This window comes from Haloquadratum walsbyi C23, assembly GCF_000237865.1.
Classification (GTDB): Archaea; Halobacteriota; Halobacteria; order Halobacteriales; family Haloferacaceae; genus Haloquadratum; species Haloquadratum walsbyi.
Genome location: NC_017459.1, coordinates 250,127 through 264,801, shown reverse-complemented (window position 1 = coordinate 264,801; position 14,675 = coordinate 250,127). Strand labels below are relative to the sequence as shown.

Below are 14,675 nucleotides of genomic sequence, written 5' to 3'. Positions count from 1 at the left end.
ACCACATAACAGATTAATTATATTCAAATTCTGACATATATCTGAACTCACTAATGCCGTCGATAGAGGAATGCTACAGCGATTGTTAGGAGGGCTCCAACAGCAATTGCAGCGGGACGCGACAGTCGACCAAGCAATGATGACCTAACAACATTTTCAACGACCGTTCCAAGGACAGCGTCTGCGAGATTGCCGACGACAGCCTGTGGATTCCCCAGAGTCGTCTCTTCTGTTGTACGCTCTGTTTCTGATTGAGACGGGGTTTTCTCTTCAGATTGCCCCTGTCCTCGCCCATCATCAACATCATCACCAAATAATCTGGATATCACACTGGCAATTCGTCCACCACCACCGCCACCCGTGCTGCTCTTTGTATCGGCGGTGGTTTCATTCGGCGTTTCTCTTGACTGCGCATCCGTTCGAACATATCCGATAGCGTAGCCTTCGATCGTTTCGACCCCCGAGCGTGTATCAATCGATTGGAGGGTAAATGACGTATCAGGTGTCATCGAAGAAGCGTTGATGAGCATCTCCCAGGTACGAGTACTCCCAACAGTCGCAGTGACCGTTTGATTGAACGCAGATTGTGAATTATTGGAGCGAAGGTGAATCGATATTTGTGTTCCCGGTGCAACGGTCGTTGTTCCGGTAATCGACTGCTGTGGTGCCGGCAGAACAGAGAGTCCAGAGTCAATCTGTACGTGCCCTGGAAGAACGTTTGTGAGTATTTGCTTTGTTGTTGAATTTGATTCTGTCAGGTAATTATGTAGGGAGACTGTCGTGAGTAGTTCCTTTTGAGGATAGTCTGATTCAATAGTTGAATTTGATTCTGTTGTATTCCCCATCGAGAGGGGCTTTTGATCGATATCAGATGGGACCCTCATTCCAAGATAATAGGTATCATTCGCACTGTCGGTAACTACCCATATGTCTTCACTCGATTGAATGTTGATTGATGAGTTCTCCAGATTCGTTTTTGCATCCGTTCGCATCGCAATACTAACTCGATATGAATCATCAGGGTCACTCACCAGCGCACGAAATGCTTGCGCCGGTGATGTTTCAGCACTCTCAAGACGCCCGCTCAGTCCACTAGCAATGAGTTCATATATAATAGTATCACCCTGAGCAACGATTTCACTCGATATTGATTGATTTGTCTCAGTTATAGTATTCAATCCTGTGAGTGTCCTCGTCTGTGTCCCGGCAGGAGCAGTGTACGATCGAAATCGTTCGATTGTCGGTGGATTCAGTTGTAGTGTCGCGGTATCATTTGGATGTCTCATTCCATGAGTGTAATTCCAGACTGTGAGTTTGTGTTGTCCAGACGACAATATCAATTCCGACTCCACGGCTGTCTCAGTCGCATCTGCGGTATCGTATCCTATATCCTCACTCAGGATAATATCGGTATCAATATTTGATTCGGATATGTTCCCATCCCCCGTTCTCGCTCGTGTCTCAGTTTCATCCCCAATGATAAACACCGACCCAGCGGTGTCATCATCAAGCGCTTGTTGATTCGCAGCGTATGTGTTGATTCGGGGTGTAATGATGCCATCCCCGTTTCGATCATGAATGACTGCAGTCGAATGTGCATACTCATTATCGCTATTGTCAGCATTAGTATCACTACTCTTTCTGATTCTCACTGTGGCTGTCTGATTTACACCAACCCGAATTGGGATTGAGACGGTGCCACCGCGCGTGCCAGTATGTATCGACCGTGTGAATGTTGCAGTCGCGTTTGTATTTCTCTGAAGATTTACTATATCGCTTTGTGTCTGCACCCCGGTTTCGATATCCGTTCCGACGACTGTGTACGCTCCCGGTGTGAGAGTGGACAATGATGCAGGTTCAAATATAAATGACCCAATCCCATCTGGACGAATCTCTGCGGTTGTGTTCATAACAGTTGTTTCAGTTTCATCAGTAAGCGCGAGTGTGATATCTCGTGATGTATTAACAGCGGCGGTGACACGTCCACTCAGTCCCTGTGTGAGTATAGCCGTTGTTTCATCGACTGTCGCAGTGAGTTCCAGTGATTTAAGATTAAGAGTCGTCTCACCTCCTTGATTAGATTTGAGTGTATATTCTCCGAGTTCGTGATTACTCGGGTTAAACACGGCAAATTGGCTTCCTGCCCCCGTTTGAATTTTCTCGAGTGTGACTCCGTCCTCTCCAATGACAGTGATTATCTGTGTGACGTCATCTGATCCAACTGTTCCCGTGAGTACAGCCACTGGATGTGAGTTGGTTGATTCGATTATTTCCGTCCGCGCATTCCGCATAAAAGCAACCTGCTCGATCAAACGAACGGTATGTTCACTCGCATCGATTGTCTCATCAGTTGTTGTATTCTGCACTGCAGCAAGGTCAACCAAAAGCTCATCTGTTGGGTTCAACCGCGCTGATGTTGTAAGCAGTATCTGTCCGGTTTCTGCCCCGTTTTGCAGGAGACGAAACGTCTCTGTGACATTTTCTTCATTGATGCGAACAACAAGGTCAGCACCAAGCACAATCGGGTTATCACTGCGAGCACTCACGATTGGTGCGTTCATCGGCAGTTCAATAATACTCTCAACGTCACTCTGAACCTGAGTGGTGTTATCCGCATGAATCCCGGTTGCGACTCCAGCCTCAAGACGCGACGTTGATGCTCGCGGTGTCTCCGGAGTAGGTGTCGCTGTACCCTCACTTGTTGAATCTCCCGCCGAGTCATCATCGGTATCGGTGTTATCACCCCCTCCGCTGTCACTAGTCGATGTCGCTGGAGACGGTGTCGGTGTCGGGGTTGGTGTTGGCGTTGGAGTCGGAGTTGGGGTTGGCGTCGGTGTCGGAGTTGGTGTCGGAGTCGGTGTCGGAGTTGGCGTCGGAGTCGGAATCGGAGTCGGAATCGGAGTTGGTGTTGGCGTCGGTGTTGGTGTCGGCGTCGGAGTTGGTGTTGGCGTCGGTGTCGGAGTTGGTGTTGGCGTCGGTGTTGGTGTCGGCGTCGGTGTTGGTGTCGGCGTCGGTGTTGGTGTCGGCGTCGGTGTCGGAGTTGGAGTCGGTGTTTGTGTGGGTGTCAGAGTTGGGGTTGCTGTTGGTGAGAGTTCCGCGCTAAATGACGCGTTATCTGTTCGGTGTTCCTGTGCATTCACATCGTAATACCGGACAGTGATCGCATCCCCATCTCCTGCGTTGAGTGTTCCGAGCGCATCTGTCTGACTAACATCAATTGTCCCGGTGAACGTTGTGTCGCCAGCGTGTGATAGAGTAACAGTTTCTCCTTGGTCATATGTTATATCATCAAAACCGCTTGTCTCCCCAGTAAACGATATTGTAACGGTATTATCTAGGTTTACTTGGACAGATTCAATGGAATTTGATGCAAATCCAGTATATTGATAATCAAAATCACTCTGGTTCAGCACGGCATCGTTGTTCCTATTCGAAACTGGATGATTAGTCGTGTAAACACTGACACTCGATGGTAAAGCTTCTTCTCTAAGTATGGGGTTTTCAGTATCAGACCCGATATTTACAATATAATTCGTATCCGTCGACAAATTAGCATCATCAAGCGTGACACGGATATTATCATTTTCATAGTAGAGATTTCTATCAAGCGTGATACTGCTTTGATTTGTTGTTGAGGCTGAACCGCTGCCAATTACATACCAATTTCCTACAACAAGACAGAGGATAATGAACAGTACAACCGCGCGTCCGTAGTTATGATTTGACATTTATAGGCTTAGTTGTGACTATCTTCGGGTTTTAAGTACGTGCTCCCGGTGCACCCAGTGCGCCATCTAAAGACAGCGCCACTATCTGCGTGTCTGAGTAGAATCTAAAATCCGAATCAGTAGTATAAATCCTCTGTTCGGGGTTGGATATCAAAATTGGTTGAATCTGTAATTAATATAAAAATAAATCTTGAACTCGACAATAAAATAGAATAATCATAAGGGGAGATCAAGATATCACAATACCGATATAACCCAATTATCAGGATTGAGTATTCGATTTTGTATCCGTGATTTGGATCAGGCGATAGAGCGGAGTATACACTGGTATTCACTCATGTATGATCACACGCAGAACTCTCAGCTGATTTTGTCGACCCGGAGATACATATTCGAGAAGGTTAGCACTGACGTGCATGGACTCCGCAGATGATGCGCTTGCTGCCCGTCTTGATGCTGTCGAACGCGCTGTCAGTGAATCGACAGTAACCGATACAATCGATTCGACTGAGGTATCATCGGATCACAATAGTGGTGTGAATCTCTCATCAGTGCCAGATCTCCAGGCTATCGACATGTCCGATACAATCGACCCTGAAAGTTCAAATCCGGATTCAACGATTACTGAGGAGACATCGCACCCTGCACATACGAACAGCGACATGTCATCATCAGTATCAGGCGAGGAAACACCGATAGAGACAGAGACAAAGACAAAAACAAAGACAGGTCCAGAGATTATGAATCGAGTCGGAGGGATTGAATCACGTCTCAACGCGATTACCGGTGAACTGGCGGCTATCCGCGGACTTATTGAGAGTGTGAGTGCAGTTGATGAAGCCGTCGAACAACGAGCGAACATTGCGCTTGCGAAAATTGAAGCAGTCGAATCACGGCTTGAAGAGGACGGAACTCAAGACATAACAACAGAATCGGAGACAACACAGCTAAACCAACAATACAAGAATCAAGCACCCTCAAGCGACCGTTCATCGGGAGTTAATCCAAACCAAACCGCGACACACGACATATCGACATGTGCGACCTGTGAAGGGATGGCAACACATCGCCCGAAAGCGCATGATGCGGTGAAACAGCAATCAGTACCGAGATCAACTGCAGAGCGAGACACGCCGACAAGAGATCAAAACAATGCTGAGAGTGAATCACGGTCTCACCGGAATCATAATACATCCGATCAAGAGGACACAGCGGAGAATCACACTGATGACTCGGATGAAACATCATTAGCGGCTCGCCTTCGTGCAGCATTTGAGTGATCCGACTGGTCATTGCGGCTGTGTTACTCCTTGCAACGATGGCGATTGCAATCCCCGCAATTACAGATGCAACACAAACGCGGACGGCGACTGAATATGACGCTGCTGCTGACCGAATTGAGCGCGCCGGTCGCGAATTAGTCATGAATGAGGATGCAACGCGGTCGCGATTGTATGCAGCAACACGGCATGTTGATATTACAATTCCTATACAATCATTGACTGCACCAGAAACCGAATTTGTGGCTATCGGTGGCTCTCCGAATACTGTTGGAAACCAACCTGTAGTTACATACGCTCTCTCAGCGACGTCGGCGAAGACATCGGTTCCTCGTCGCGTGATCTCACTTCCTGTCCCGGTTCGAACACCACAAGGACCTGTCGTTTTTCAATCAGCGGGTTCTCATAATATTATTCTCTCATTCGTCCGTGAGCGATCACGTACGGTGATTGTCATCACACGCGGGTAACATTCTCATTATCACTCGGAATCATATTCACACATAGACGAGCACAGCCTGATGCTCAAGTAATATCCCGTCACCACGCAGTCTGTGTCGATCCTATCTATTGATACTGCGAGTATGACTGGTATCAACGCATATCTCAGACGGATACTGCCATCATCAGTCTGTGAATATCTATCGTCTGTTGTTTCAGCGTCAACAATCGAGATGAATGCACTGTCTGATAATGCAAACTCGGATAAAGAGTCCCGATGTCGCTGTTGTGTTGCCGTTGAAACACCAACTGGAACTGGGGTACCTGATCGAAGTGAACTTGTTGTTGATGCAACGGACTGTCCAGGTAGTGGTGACCTTGCATCCGCATCTGCCTGTCGAGAGACTGTCATTGACGCACTCACACACAATAACGTCGCTATTATTCGAACGATATCCGATGGAATTGAGCGAACATACGCAGATGACGCTGCAGCCACGCTTCAAGCGATTGGGCGGTTTATCGAGCGTGTCCGGTTTCATGACCCAGAGATAGCCACTCGCGCTCGAGAGGATCCTGGAAAAGCCGCATACCACGCAACAGGTCGAGCCGGTCCCGTTGGGGATATCGCTACCGACACAGGCTTTGATTCACTTACAGAGACTGCAGTTGAGACAGCACTCAGTCCATTTGTCGCCCCGACGCTGTCTCGATCACATCTTGAACGCTCTCCACCACCGGATGCAACACTTCTCGATGTTACAGACCTCTCGACTGACGCAACAGCTCGGATGTATTCCACCGATACGAATGTCGATAGCAATACTGAAGCAAAACAGTACTATCATCTTGACCCGGCATTTCATAATCTCGATTCAACCGCAATTGACACACTAGCAATGGCGTATGAATGTCTTGGAACAGGGTCAGTCGATGGCGGTGGTGGAGATGGCTCTCGGGCACCAAGTCGTGCTGTCCGGTATGTCGCCACTGATGAGGATCCTGTTGAAACGTTGACGGCGATTCTGACTCGTCATACCCAGGGACTTGGGGTGATTGAACATCTCTTTGCAGATGATCGTATTTCCGATGTGATTGCGTCATCACCAGTCAGTAAAACACCGATTCGAATTGTCCTTGATGACGAGCGCATGGCGACGAATATCCGTTTGCGACCATCCGGTGCAGCCACGCTTGCCTCGCGATTTCGTCGTGAAAGTGGTCGTGCATTCTCTCGAAGTACACCCACACTAGATGCGACTGTCACTGCTGAGACTGGTCGACAAATCCGTATTGCAGGTATTACAGCACCAGCGAGTGACGGGCTTGGATTTGCATTTCGCGCTCGTGATACGACGCCATGGACACTCACTCGATTGCTCACTGTCGGGTCACTCACCCCCGCTGCAGCCGCATTTCTGTCTGTCGTAACTGCTCGTGGTGCAGCAACGATTGTTGCAGGAACCCGCGGTGCTGGCAAAACAACATTACTCGGGGCGCTCCTGTGGGAACTTCCACATACAACCCGTCTTGTGAGCGTCGAAGATACACCTGAACTTCCTGTTGAAGCATTACGTGAGCATGGTCGTGATATACAACCATTGTATACTGAGACAGACACAACTGGAATTACTGGAGCCACATTTACGCCGACTACCGCACTTCGAACAGCACTTCGACTTGGGAATGGCGCACTGGCGATTGGGGAAGTTCGTGGTGAGGAGGCGGCAGCACTGTATGAGGCGATGCGCGTTGGTGCACACAGTCATGCTGTCCTTGGAACAATCCATGGTGATTCCGGCGTCGCTGTCCGTGAACGGGTCGTTTCGGATCTTGGAGTACCAGCCTCTGCATTCAGTGCAACAGACCTCATTGTAACCTGTACTCGTCGTGGTGATGACCGATTTGTATCTCATGTTGAGGAGGTCAGAACCGGAAAAACAACTGACGATATTCAGTTTGTCTCATTATTCACCCGAATTGATGGGAAACTTACCTCAACCGGCGTGATCGAACGTGGAGATAGCCGTATTATTGAGCGTCTCTGTCGAGGGACAACAGATTCATACGCTGATTTTCGAACCGCACTTGCTGACCGTCATGAGACACTTGAACGCCGCGCTGAGATTGAGTTAGTCAATCCAAAACAAGGTGCTGTCTCGTGGGATACAACAAATCCCCAAAATCTAGGTGAATAATGCGACGAGAACTCATTCTCGATAATACTGCAAGTCGAATCAAGAAGCTCACAAGAATACTCGCCAATCAGTATCCAGGAGATGTCTCAGCGACACCTGAGTTCGTTCGAGCGCTCGCATTTCTAAATGTATCTATCCGTCCAGAGACGATCATCGCCGCTGGATACGTGCTTGCCGTCCCTGTTGGGATACTTACTTCCGTATGCTTGATCGGAGGGATAGCTCTGATTGGCACTTCTCTTTCTCTCAGAGCGCTGTGTGTTGTATTATTGCTATCGGGTGCCATTGGAGTTGGCGTGACATATCTCACTCAGACACTTCCAATTGCACTTGCAACGCTGCGTCGCACTCGGGCACTTGGGGCTACACCAGGGCTTGTTGGTCGGATTGGTCTTCGACTCCAACTTGATGGTCCACCAGAGCGTGCATCTGCATTCGCTGCGCGGACTGGAACAGGACCGCTTGCAGAAAGTCTGCAGGCACATGTTGATCAGACAAACATGGGTCCAACAGCCGGACTGATGCGTTTTGCTTCGGAGTGGAAACCCTGGTTTCGCCCACTTGAGCGGTCACTCACTTTACTTCGGGCAGCAGTCGATACCCCGCCTGAAGATCGTACTGACGCGATTGAGAGTGGAATTGATGCCGTCCTCTCCGGGATCCGCTCAACAACGGCTGGGTTTGCGGGGACAGTCCGTGGACCGGCGAGTGGTCTCTACGCGTTTGGGGTGTTGCTTCCACTTGCACTTGTTGGGGTTCTTCCAGCCGCCCGGGCTGGTGGTGTTTCCATCCCAACGGGTGCATTCGTTTTATTCTATGATTTTCTGCTTCCTATCGGGTTGTTGACTGCAAGCGGGTGGATACTGCTTCAGCGCCCGGTTGCGTTTGCCCCAACACAGATCCCACGCTCACATCCTGCGCTTCCAGCCGGCAGTGTCCGTGGTATTGTTGCTGTATCAGCTGGTGCCCTTATTGGATGGGGTATCGGCTCGACAGTCGTCCCATGGGGTGGTCCAATCGCTGCTTGTGGAATCGGAGTCGGTGCTGGGCTTACCGTTCAATATCACCCTGCTGCGGCGGTTCGAAAGCAAGTTGCAGATATTGAATCGGGACTCGCAGACGCAACCGCTGTTATCGGGCGACGTGTTGGAGCAGGTGAGGCAGTCGAAACATCACTGACCGCTGCTGCGGATGCAACGATTGGTGAGACAAGCACTGTCTTCAAAACAGCTGCCGGTGTTCAACATCGCCTTCGTGTCGATATCCAGCAAGCATTCTTGGGTCCATACGGCGCGCTTTCAGATGTTCCCAGTGATAGAGCACGTGCAACAGCAGTGCTCATCGGGGTTGCAGCACGAGAAGGGCGACCTGCTGGTGAGACGCTTCAGACACTCGCCGATCATCTTCGAACAGTTCAACAAACAGAGTCAGCCGCACGACGTGAACTCGCGAGTATTACTGGAACACTCAGCCACACAGCAGCACTGTTTGGACCGCTTGTGGGTGGGGCAACAGTTTCAATGGCAACAAAAATGGCTGAGGCAAGCGGTTCAACCGATTCGATGAGTGCAACAACAGGACCGGCTCTTGGACCATCTTCACAGCCTCCGACTGTTGGGTCCACCGTCAGCGGTGCAACAGCAATTCCACCAGAGATACTTGGGATTGCTGTCGGTATTTATATTCTTCTTTTAGCAGCTATCCTTACCATTCTTGCCACAGGACTAGAACAAGGGCTTGAACGCTCGCTTGTCGGATATCGTGTCGGACTTGCGCTTCTGTCAGGAACAGCGACGTATTTTACTGCATATATCGGTGCAATAGCAGTATTTTAGCCAATTCGAACATACTGATATGTTACAGTATTATTGATGATATACTTCACATAGAGACAATCAGCAATTCGACTGGTTATAGTAGTACAGGCTATTTCACTCGGTAATATCGCTATATTCTGAGGTGTAGGTTGATATATGACACCGAAACCATTCACAGCATGTTCAATATTCCTGTTGATGCGTGGTATGCTTGGATTGGTCTTTCCATTGCGGGTATTACGCTGATTGGTGCTGTTAGTGGTCTTCCAACAACAAAGCCACCAGATGCAGCGGCTGTTGCAACGACGATTGACCGCGTTGGGGCAGCAGAGTATCCTGCAACAGCCGAACACCCGCTTACTGCAGATGCAATTCGCCTTGGAACATATCGTATTGGACTAAAATCAGATGCTGGAACTGCCCATGCAACGCTTGCATTTGGTCCAGTCACGCCCGTCTTTTCTGAATCGAATAACTCACATGATAACCGCCTTCGTGATATTCTGTATGGCTCACCACCAACATACGTCTTTGACTCAGAAGCTGCATTTCTTGATGCAGTCACAACTGCCCAAGCGAATGGAATGAATGTAACATGGCGTCCTGTCGATGGTCCTGTTGTCATTCGACGTGTCTCATGGAATGACGAAGATGTTGTCCTCGTGGGGGTGTAATATGCGCTCTTGGACACCATTGTCAATATTACCAGATACCTGGATGGCTAATCGTGATTTTAGTCTTGATGTTAATCCTGATTCTATTGAGTGTCGCGCACAAACACCACCAATTGTTGCACTAATTGCATTATTCGCTGTTTGCGTGGGCGTATCACTGTATGCAACGACACTAACAGACATCTTTCAGTCATCATCTGATCGTGAACTCGCCGGACCGACTGCAGATCGAATTATCGATATTCACGCACCCGGTGGTGTGCTTGACCCAACCAACGTGACTGTCGCTCCTACGTCAGCATCGATGTCTGTTCCTCGGGGATATCAAGCGAATATTTCAATTTATACTGACTCTGATGAATGGCAGTATGGACCACACCCACCGGTAGACAATGCTCACACTGACAGTGTCACCCGCTCGGTTGGTGTTGCCGTTGACAGTGGTGTTGATTGGGGTATTATTATTGTTCGAGTGTGGCAATGAATGCAGCCGTTGATGCACTTGTTTGTATTATACTCATTACGGCTGCGATTGCAGGCGTTCTTACCGTCGATCAATCACCACCAACACGGATTGACCGTGCTGATACCGTTGCTAATACACTCACAACCACCACCACAACTGTTGAACACTCACCACGGTTAGAAGTCAATAATCTCGCTGATCAAGCAATCTCTCCTGACCGTCATCACCTCACTCGTCGGACTCATGGGACACTTGCCGGACTTATTACACATGCGACAATCAGCGGAACTCGAACACAAAAAGCACAAATCACACGGATAGATGATATGTTTCGCCTTCGGGTTCGCAACGCTGTCCGCGCTCGAACAGGTGGGCGTGTCCGTGTTGATGCTCGTTGGATACCATATCCAGGGTCGCCTTTATTTGCTCACTTCAGTGTTGGTCCACGACCACTGTCTGATGATGTGCATACCGCGACTGTAAGCATCCCCGTCGGCGTTGAGCCACTCGCAATCGATACCCATGACCAGTTTCAAACTCTTGGAACTGCTGTTGCTGCGCGTATTATTGCTGTTGTTATTCCACCAGGACCAGCACGGGTCATGATGCGTGATGATGAACCAGAGATAACTCTCACTCGGCATCGCTACGCTCAATTGCAGTCATTGACCAATGCATCGCTTGCTGAGCCACTGGCAATAGAGGATACCTCTGAGGCAAATGAACGATTGACAGCGGCACTTGCCCCAGAAATCACGAGTGATCTTCGAGATCGATATGAAACACCAGCAGTGGCAACTGAGGCGGTATCGGTGTCGACGGTCGAGATTGTCATTCGAACATGGGATCATGGCGGTAGATCATAATGGGTCGCTCAATCGGGTCTGATGATCGTGCTCGTGTTCCATTCGCGCTGGTTGGTGTGCTCTTGCTTGTTGGGAGTTCAATGATTACGTTTTCACTTGCGACACCTGGGGCAGCACCAGTTGACCGGACAGCTGATGCGGTTGCCGACCGTGTCGACGCTGAGACAACTGCTGCCCTTCGTGGTGCGATCCGTCGTGCAGCCCATGCTGCAGCCCGAGAGCCTGTTACTATCCCCACTGAGAGCGCTGTTGGACGTGCGCTTGGGACGACTGCCACATTTCGTCGAGCGCTTGAGTTGAGAATCTATCTTCAAACGCGTGAGGCATTGATGAATATTGAGCATCAGCGTGGTCGAAGTGCCGCACGTGTTACACTCCCACAGTATAGTGATATTGAACCGTTGCTTACACACGTCTCCGTTGTAGGTGTTGATGATGGGACTGAGCTCCGCACGACGGTTCGAGGAATACAGTTGACAGTCATGCGTGATAACCGCGTTGTCAATACTCGCGTTATTAATCGAAGCATGACGGTTGCGGTTCCCGTTCTTGCGCTTCATGATCAAACAGTGAAATTTCAGCGTCGACTTGATGCTGATGCGCTTGGGGGTCCAGGTCTTGCTCGACGGACAACAATCGGGTTAAATGCAGTCACACAGGCTCGTGGGCTGGGACAGTATGCTGGTGCACCAATTGAAAATGTTTTATCGAATTCACATGTGACACTTTCAACGAATGCTGGTCTTGTTGACTCACAGCGAGCGGTTTTTGGACGGAGTGACCCCGATGCTGCTGCAGGACTCCGAATAGCAACACTCAATACAGGGATGAATGATGTTCTTACCCCATTGACACCACCGCGTGTTTCCGCTGTGGTTACCGGTGCAATCCCAGGACCAAACGCCCCTGAACGGTTGCGCGTGCGCGAAACGAAGTCAAAATATCCCGATCCAGTCCCCTCAGCAGAGCGGACGATTACAGTCGGGGTGAACGGCACGGCTGATGAGGCATTTCTTGCAGTTATCCGAGAAGGGGATACCACAGCATCATATAAACAGATCAGTCAGACCGGCTATACGGCATGGGCTCAACTCACAACTGATGTCGATATACAGTGGCGTGGGCGTCCGACAACACCTACCCCGCCAGGAGCAAACTGGACGCTTGCTGAGACAGATGTATCACGCAAAGTGACTGTGACGCCTGCCTCTCCAACATGGGTGAGCCCTCGATTTAGTGATGGAATTGGGCGACAAACGATCAATATCGCTGCACGCTCAGTAACAGTTGACTCAACAGTGCAATGGACATGGCATGCACCAGAGAAATCTCCTCGGACAACAACGGACTCGTGGCGTCAGCGCTCGCATGTGCAGATACACCTTACAGGGAGAGTTGTACCACTCGCGGTTCCGACGCGTGGGATTTCCCCCAGTTTTGAACCCGGTGGGGCAATTGACGGTCCGAATCTCGTTGAAACGACGGATGCAGCACAACGACTAATAAAAAATAATGGTGGCTATGACGATATCGCACGACGAGCGGCAGTAAATGGTGATGTGACTGCAACCCGGACTGTCAGGGGTCAACGACCGGAATCACTTTCAACATGGATATATGAGGATGTGAGTTCTCTCCGTGAGCAGGTTCGAACCATCTCGGTGACGGTCAGCGGTGATGATATCGCAACAGGACAAGCAAACGCTGCAGAACAGCTTACAGACATACTCCACCGTCGGCGATATTCTCTGATTGACCCACCACGGCGATATGATGGCGTTGCCGACCGTGTTCGAGTCGCAATGAGAGGGGCGTATATTGACGCTGTCATTGCCCAACTCGAAGAGCAATCAGAGCAGACAACGCAACAAAACAATGGAATAACGGAGAGACTTGATCTGCCAGGGATATCTGCATCTCATATAAACAAACTTGCAGGGTTGACTCCGATGACCACGCCACCCCGTCGAACACTTGGCACTGCCAATGGTGTTTCTGCTCCGCTGACTATCATCCCTGACGGTGATCCCGCATACCTTGGAGTGAGCCCTGTTAATGCAACACTTGTCGATGGTGTTAGTGATGAGACGTCATACATCCCGCTTGCAGCACGCAATCAGAATGTGTTTGCCATTCCATATGCTGATACAGCCGATACAATTGTATCCCAGGTCTTCGGCTCTGGAGGGCGTGTTTCACTCCAAACAGCTGGACAAGCGCTGATTGCAGCGGATACTCGTCTTGCCGTTGCCCCGGATACAACCTTACGCACCCGGCGCAATACACTCGCAGCAGCAATTAATGACTCAATGGAAGATGTTGAACAACAAGCTGACCATACACTCAAATCGGAAACAGATCTCTCGAATGCAGCGCGGACAGCAGCGATTGATGATTCGATTGCAATGTGGGATGGTGGTTCGGTCGCATTAGCCGCTGCGAATGGGTCGCTTGCCAAAGCTATCTCAACGAAAGCACTCAGCCGGGGAAGCGAAGCATATACATATGGACATGAGCATGAGTATGATCGGGTTGAGACCGCATTACGAGTTGACCTTCGAAAAGTAGCAACCAGTAAGTCAGTTCAAGTCCCTAAGCCAGCAGTCGATGACACAATGTCATCACTCAAACAGGGTGCTCAATCAGTCGCCTCTGGGGCGGCGGCGAATGCAACCGAACGTGCTGTAACACGGGCAACAAAAGGAACAGTGACAACAATTCCTGCCGGACTTCCGATACTCCCGACATTCAATCCATGGGTTGCAACGGTCAACCTCTGGATAGTCGATATTCGCGGCGCATATGGGCGGTTTGCCGTTGGCACTGCATCCGGGTCAATGCAGTATGTTCGTGATGGGTCAGCAGTGTCGCTCGATATAGACGGCGATGGAACCACAGAAACACTCGGGCGGAATGAACGGATTGATTTTACCGTTCGAACCGCCACGGTTGTGGTCGTCCCATCTGGTCCATTCGGTGTTGGAGATGTTGATGGAAATATGGATGAGCGTTCTGTTGGGTGGACAGGGGCAGGCGCTGACGCACAATGCACAACCCCGACCGGATACTGCCCACCTGAGTGAGTTATTACCCGTGATAATATAGTATATAGGAATCTTTGAGTTAATCTGAATTTATATCTTGACATTATCTTATGTGATATTTCTATCGGACTCCATTATATCGACCATATGGTAGGAGGTCG

The 14,675-nt window shown here is 49.8% G+C and carries 9 protein-coding genes; 8 read left to right on the top strand and 1 reads right to left on the bottom strand.

The window, feature by feature from the left end; all coding sequences use genetic code 11:
• Positions 1 to 50: 50 nt before the first annotated feature.
• Positions 51 to 3,728: a BGTF surface domain-containing protein gene (locus tag HQRW_RS16180; RefSeq protein WP_014555114.1), complete on the bottom strand. Its 3,678-nt coding sequence runs from the start codon at positions 3,726 to 3,728 to the stop codon at positions 51 to 53.
• Between the two features lie 416 nt (positions 3,729 to 4,144).
• Here HQRW_RS16180 and HQRW_RS01100 point away from each other — a divergent pair, with 416 nt between their 5' ends.
• The 8 genes from HQRW_RS01100 to HQRW_RS01065 all read left to right on the top strand — a co-directional run bounded on the left by HQRW_RS01100 (position 4,145) and on the right by HQRW_RS01065 (position 14,553).
• Entirely contained in the window at positions 4,145 to 5,008 is an 864-nt protein-coding gene (locus tag HQRW_RS01100) for a DUF7310 family coiled-coil domain-containing protein (RefSeq protein WP_014555113.1), read from the top strand.
• On the top strand, positions 5,005 to 5,478 hold the full coding sequence (locus HQRW_RS01095) for a DUF7311 family protein (RefSeq protein WP_014555112.1): 474 nt from the start codon (positions 5,005 to 5,007) through the stop codon (positions 5,476 to 5,478). The genes HQRW_RS01100 and HQRW_RS01095 overlap by 4 nt, the downstream gene beginning before the upstream one ends.
• 114 nt (positions 5,479 to 5,592) lie before the next feature.
• Positions 5,593 to 7,647, top strand: coding sequence for an ATPase, T2SS/T4P/T4SS family (locus HQRW_RS01090; RefSeq protein ID WP_231852380.1), 2,055 nt, complete (start codon positions 5,593 to 5,595; stop codon positions 7,645 to 7,647).
• On the top strand, positions 7,647 to 9,482 hold the full coding sequence (locus HQRW_RS01085) for a hypothetical protein (RefSeq protein WP_014555110.1): 1,836 nt from the start codon (positions 7,647 to 7,649) through the stop codon (positions 9,480 to 9,482). Before HQRW_RS01090 ends, HQRW_RS01085 begins: the two co-directional genes overlap by 1 nt.
• A gap of 161 nt (positions 9,483 to 9,643) precedes the next feature.
• Positions 9,644 to 10,138, top strand: a complete 495-nt coding sequence (locus HQRW_RS01080; protein WP_014555109.1) for a DUF7283 family protein — start codon at positions 9,644 to 9,646, stop codon at positions 10,136 to 10,138.
• 1 nt (position 10,139) lies between these two features.
• Complete coding sequence (locus tag HQRW_RS01075) at positions 10,140 to 10,622, top strand: DUF7285 family protein (protein WP_014555108.1); 483 nt, start codon at positions 10,140 to 10,142, stop codon at positions 10,620 to 10,622.
• Positions 10,619 to 11,470: a DUF7284 family protein gene (locus HQRW_RS01070; RefSeq protein WP_014555107.1), complete on the top strand. Its 852-nt coding sequence runs from the start codon at positions 10,619 to 10,621 to the stop codon at positions 11,468 to 11,470. Before HQRW_RS01075 ends, HQRW_RS01070 begins: the two co-directional genes overlap by 4 nt.
• Positions 11,470 to 14,553, top strand: a complete 3,084-nt coding sequence (locus HQRW_RS01065) for a DUF7286 family protein (RefSeq protein ID WP_014555106.1) — start codon at positions 11,470 to 11,472, stop codon at positions 14,551 to 14,553. The genes HQRW_RS01070 and HQRW_RS01065 overlap by 1 nt, the downstream gene beginning before the upstream one ends.
• Positions 14,554 to 14,675 lie beyond the last annotated feature (122 nt).

Bases quoted from the DNA above. Each gene is read 5' to 3' on its own strand.
- HQRW_RS16180 (WP_014555114.1), bottom strand. From the start codon at position 3,728: ATGTCAAATCATAACTACGGACGCGCGGTTGTACTGTTCATTATCCTC.
- HQRW_RS01100 (WP_014555113.1), top strand. From the start codon at position 4,145: ATGGACTCCGCAGATGATGCGCTTGCTGCCCGTCTTGATGCTGTCGAA.
- HQRW_RS01090 (WP_231852380.1), top strand. From the start codon at position 5,593: ATGACTGGTATCAACGCATATCTCAGACGGATACTGCCATCATCAGTC.
- HQRW_RS01085 (WP_014555110.1), top strand. From the start codon at position 7,647: ATGCGACGAGAACTCATTCTCGATAATACTGCAAGTCGAATCAAGAAG.
- HQRW_RS01080 (WP_014555109.1), top strand. From the start codon at position 9,644: ATGTTCAATATTCCTGTTGATGCGTGGTATGCTTGGATTGGTCTTTCC.
- HQRW_RS01075 (WP_014555108.1), top strand. From the start codon at position 10,140: ATGCGCTCTTGGACACCATTGTCAATATTACCAGATACCTGGATGGCT.
- HQRW_RS01070 (WP_014555107.1), top strand. From the start codon at position 10,619: ATGAATGCAGCCGTTGATGCACTTGTTTGTATTATACTCATTACGGCT.
- HQRW_RS01065 (WP_014555106.1), top strand. From the start codon at position 11,470: ATGGGTCGCTCAATCGGGTCTGATGATCGTGCTCGTGTTCCATTCGCG.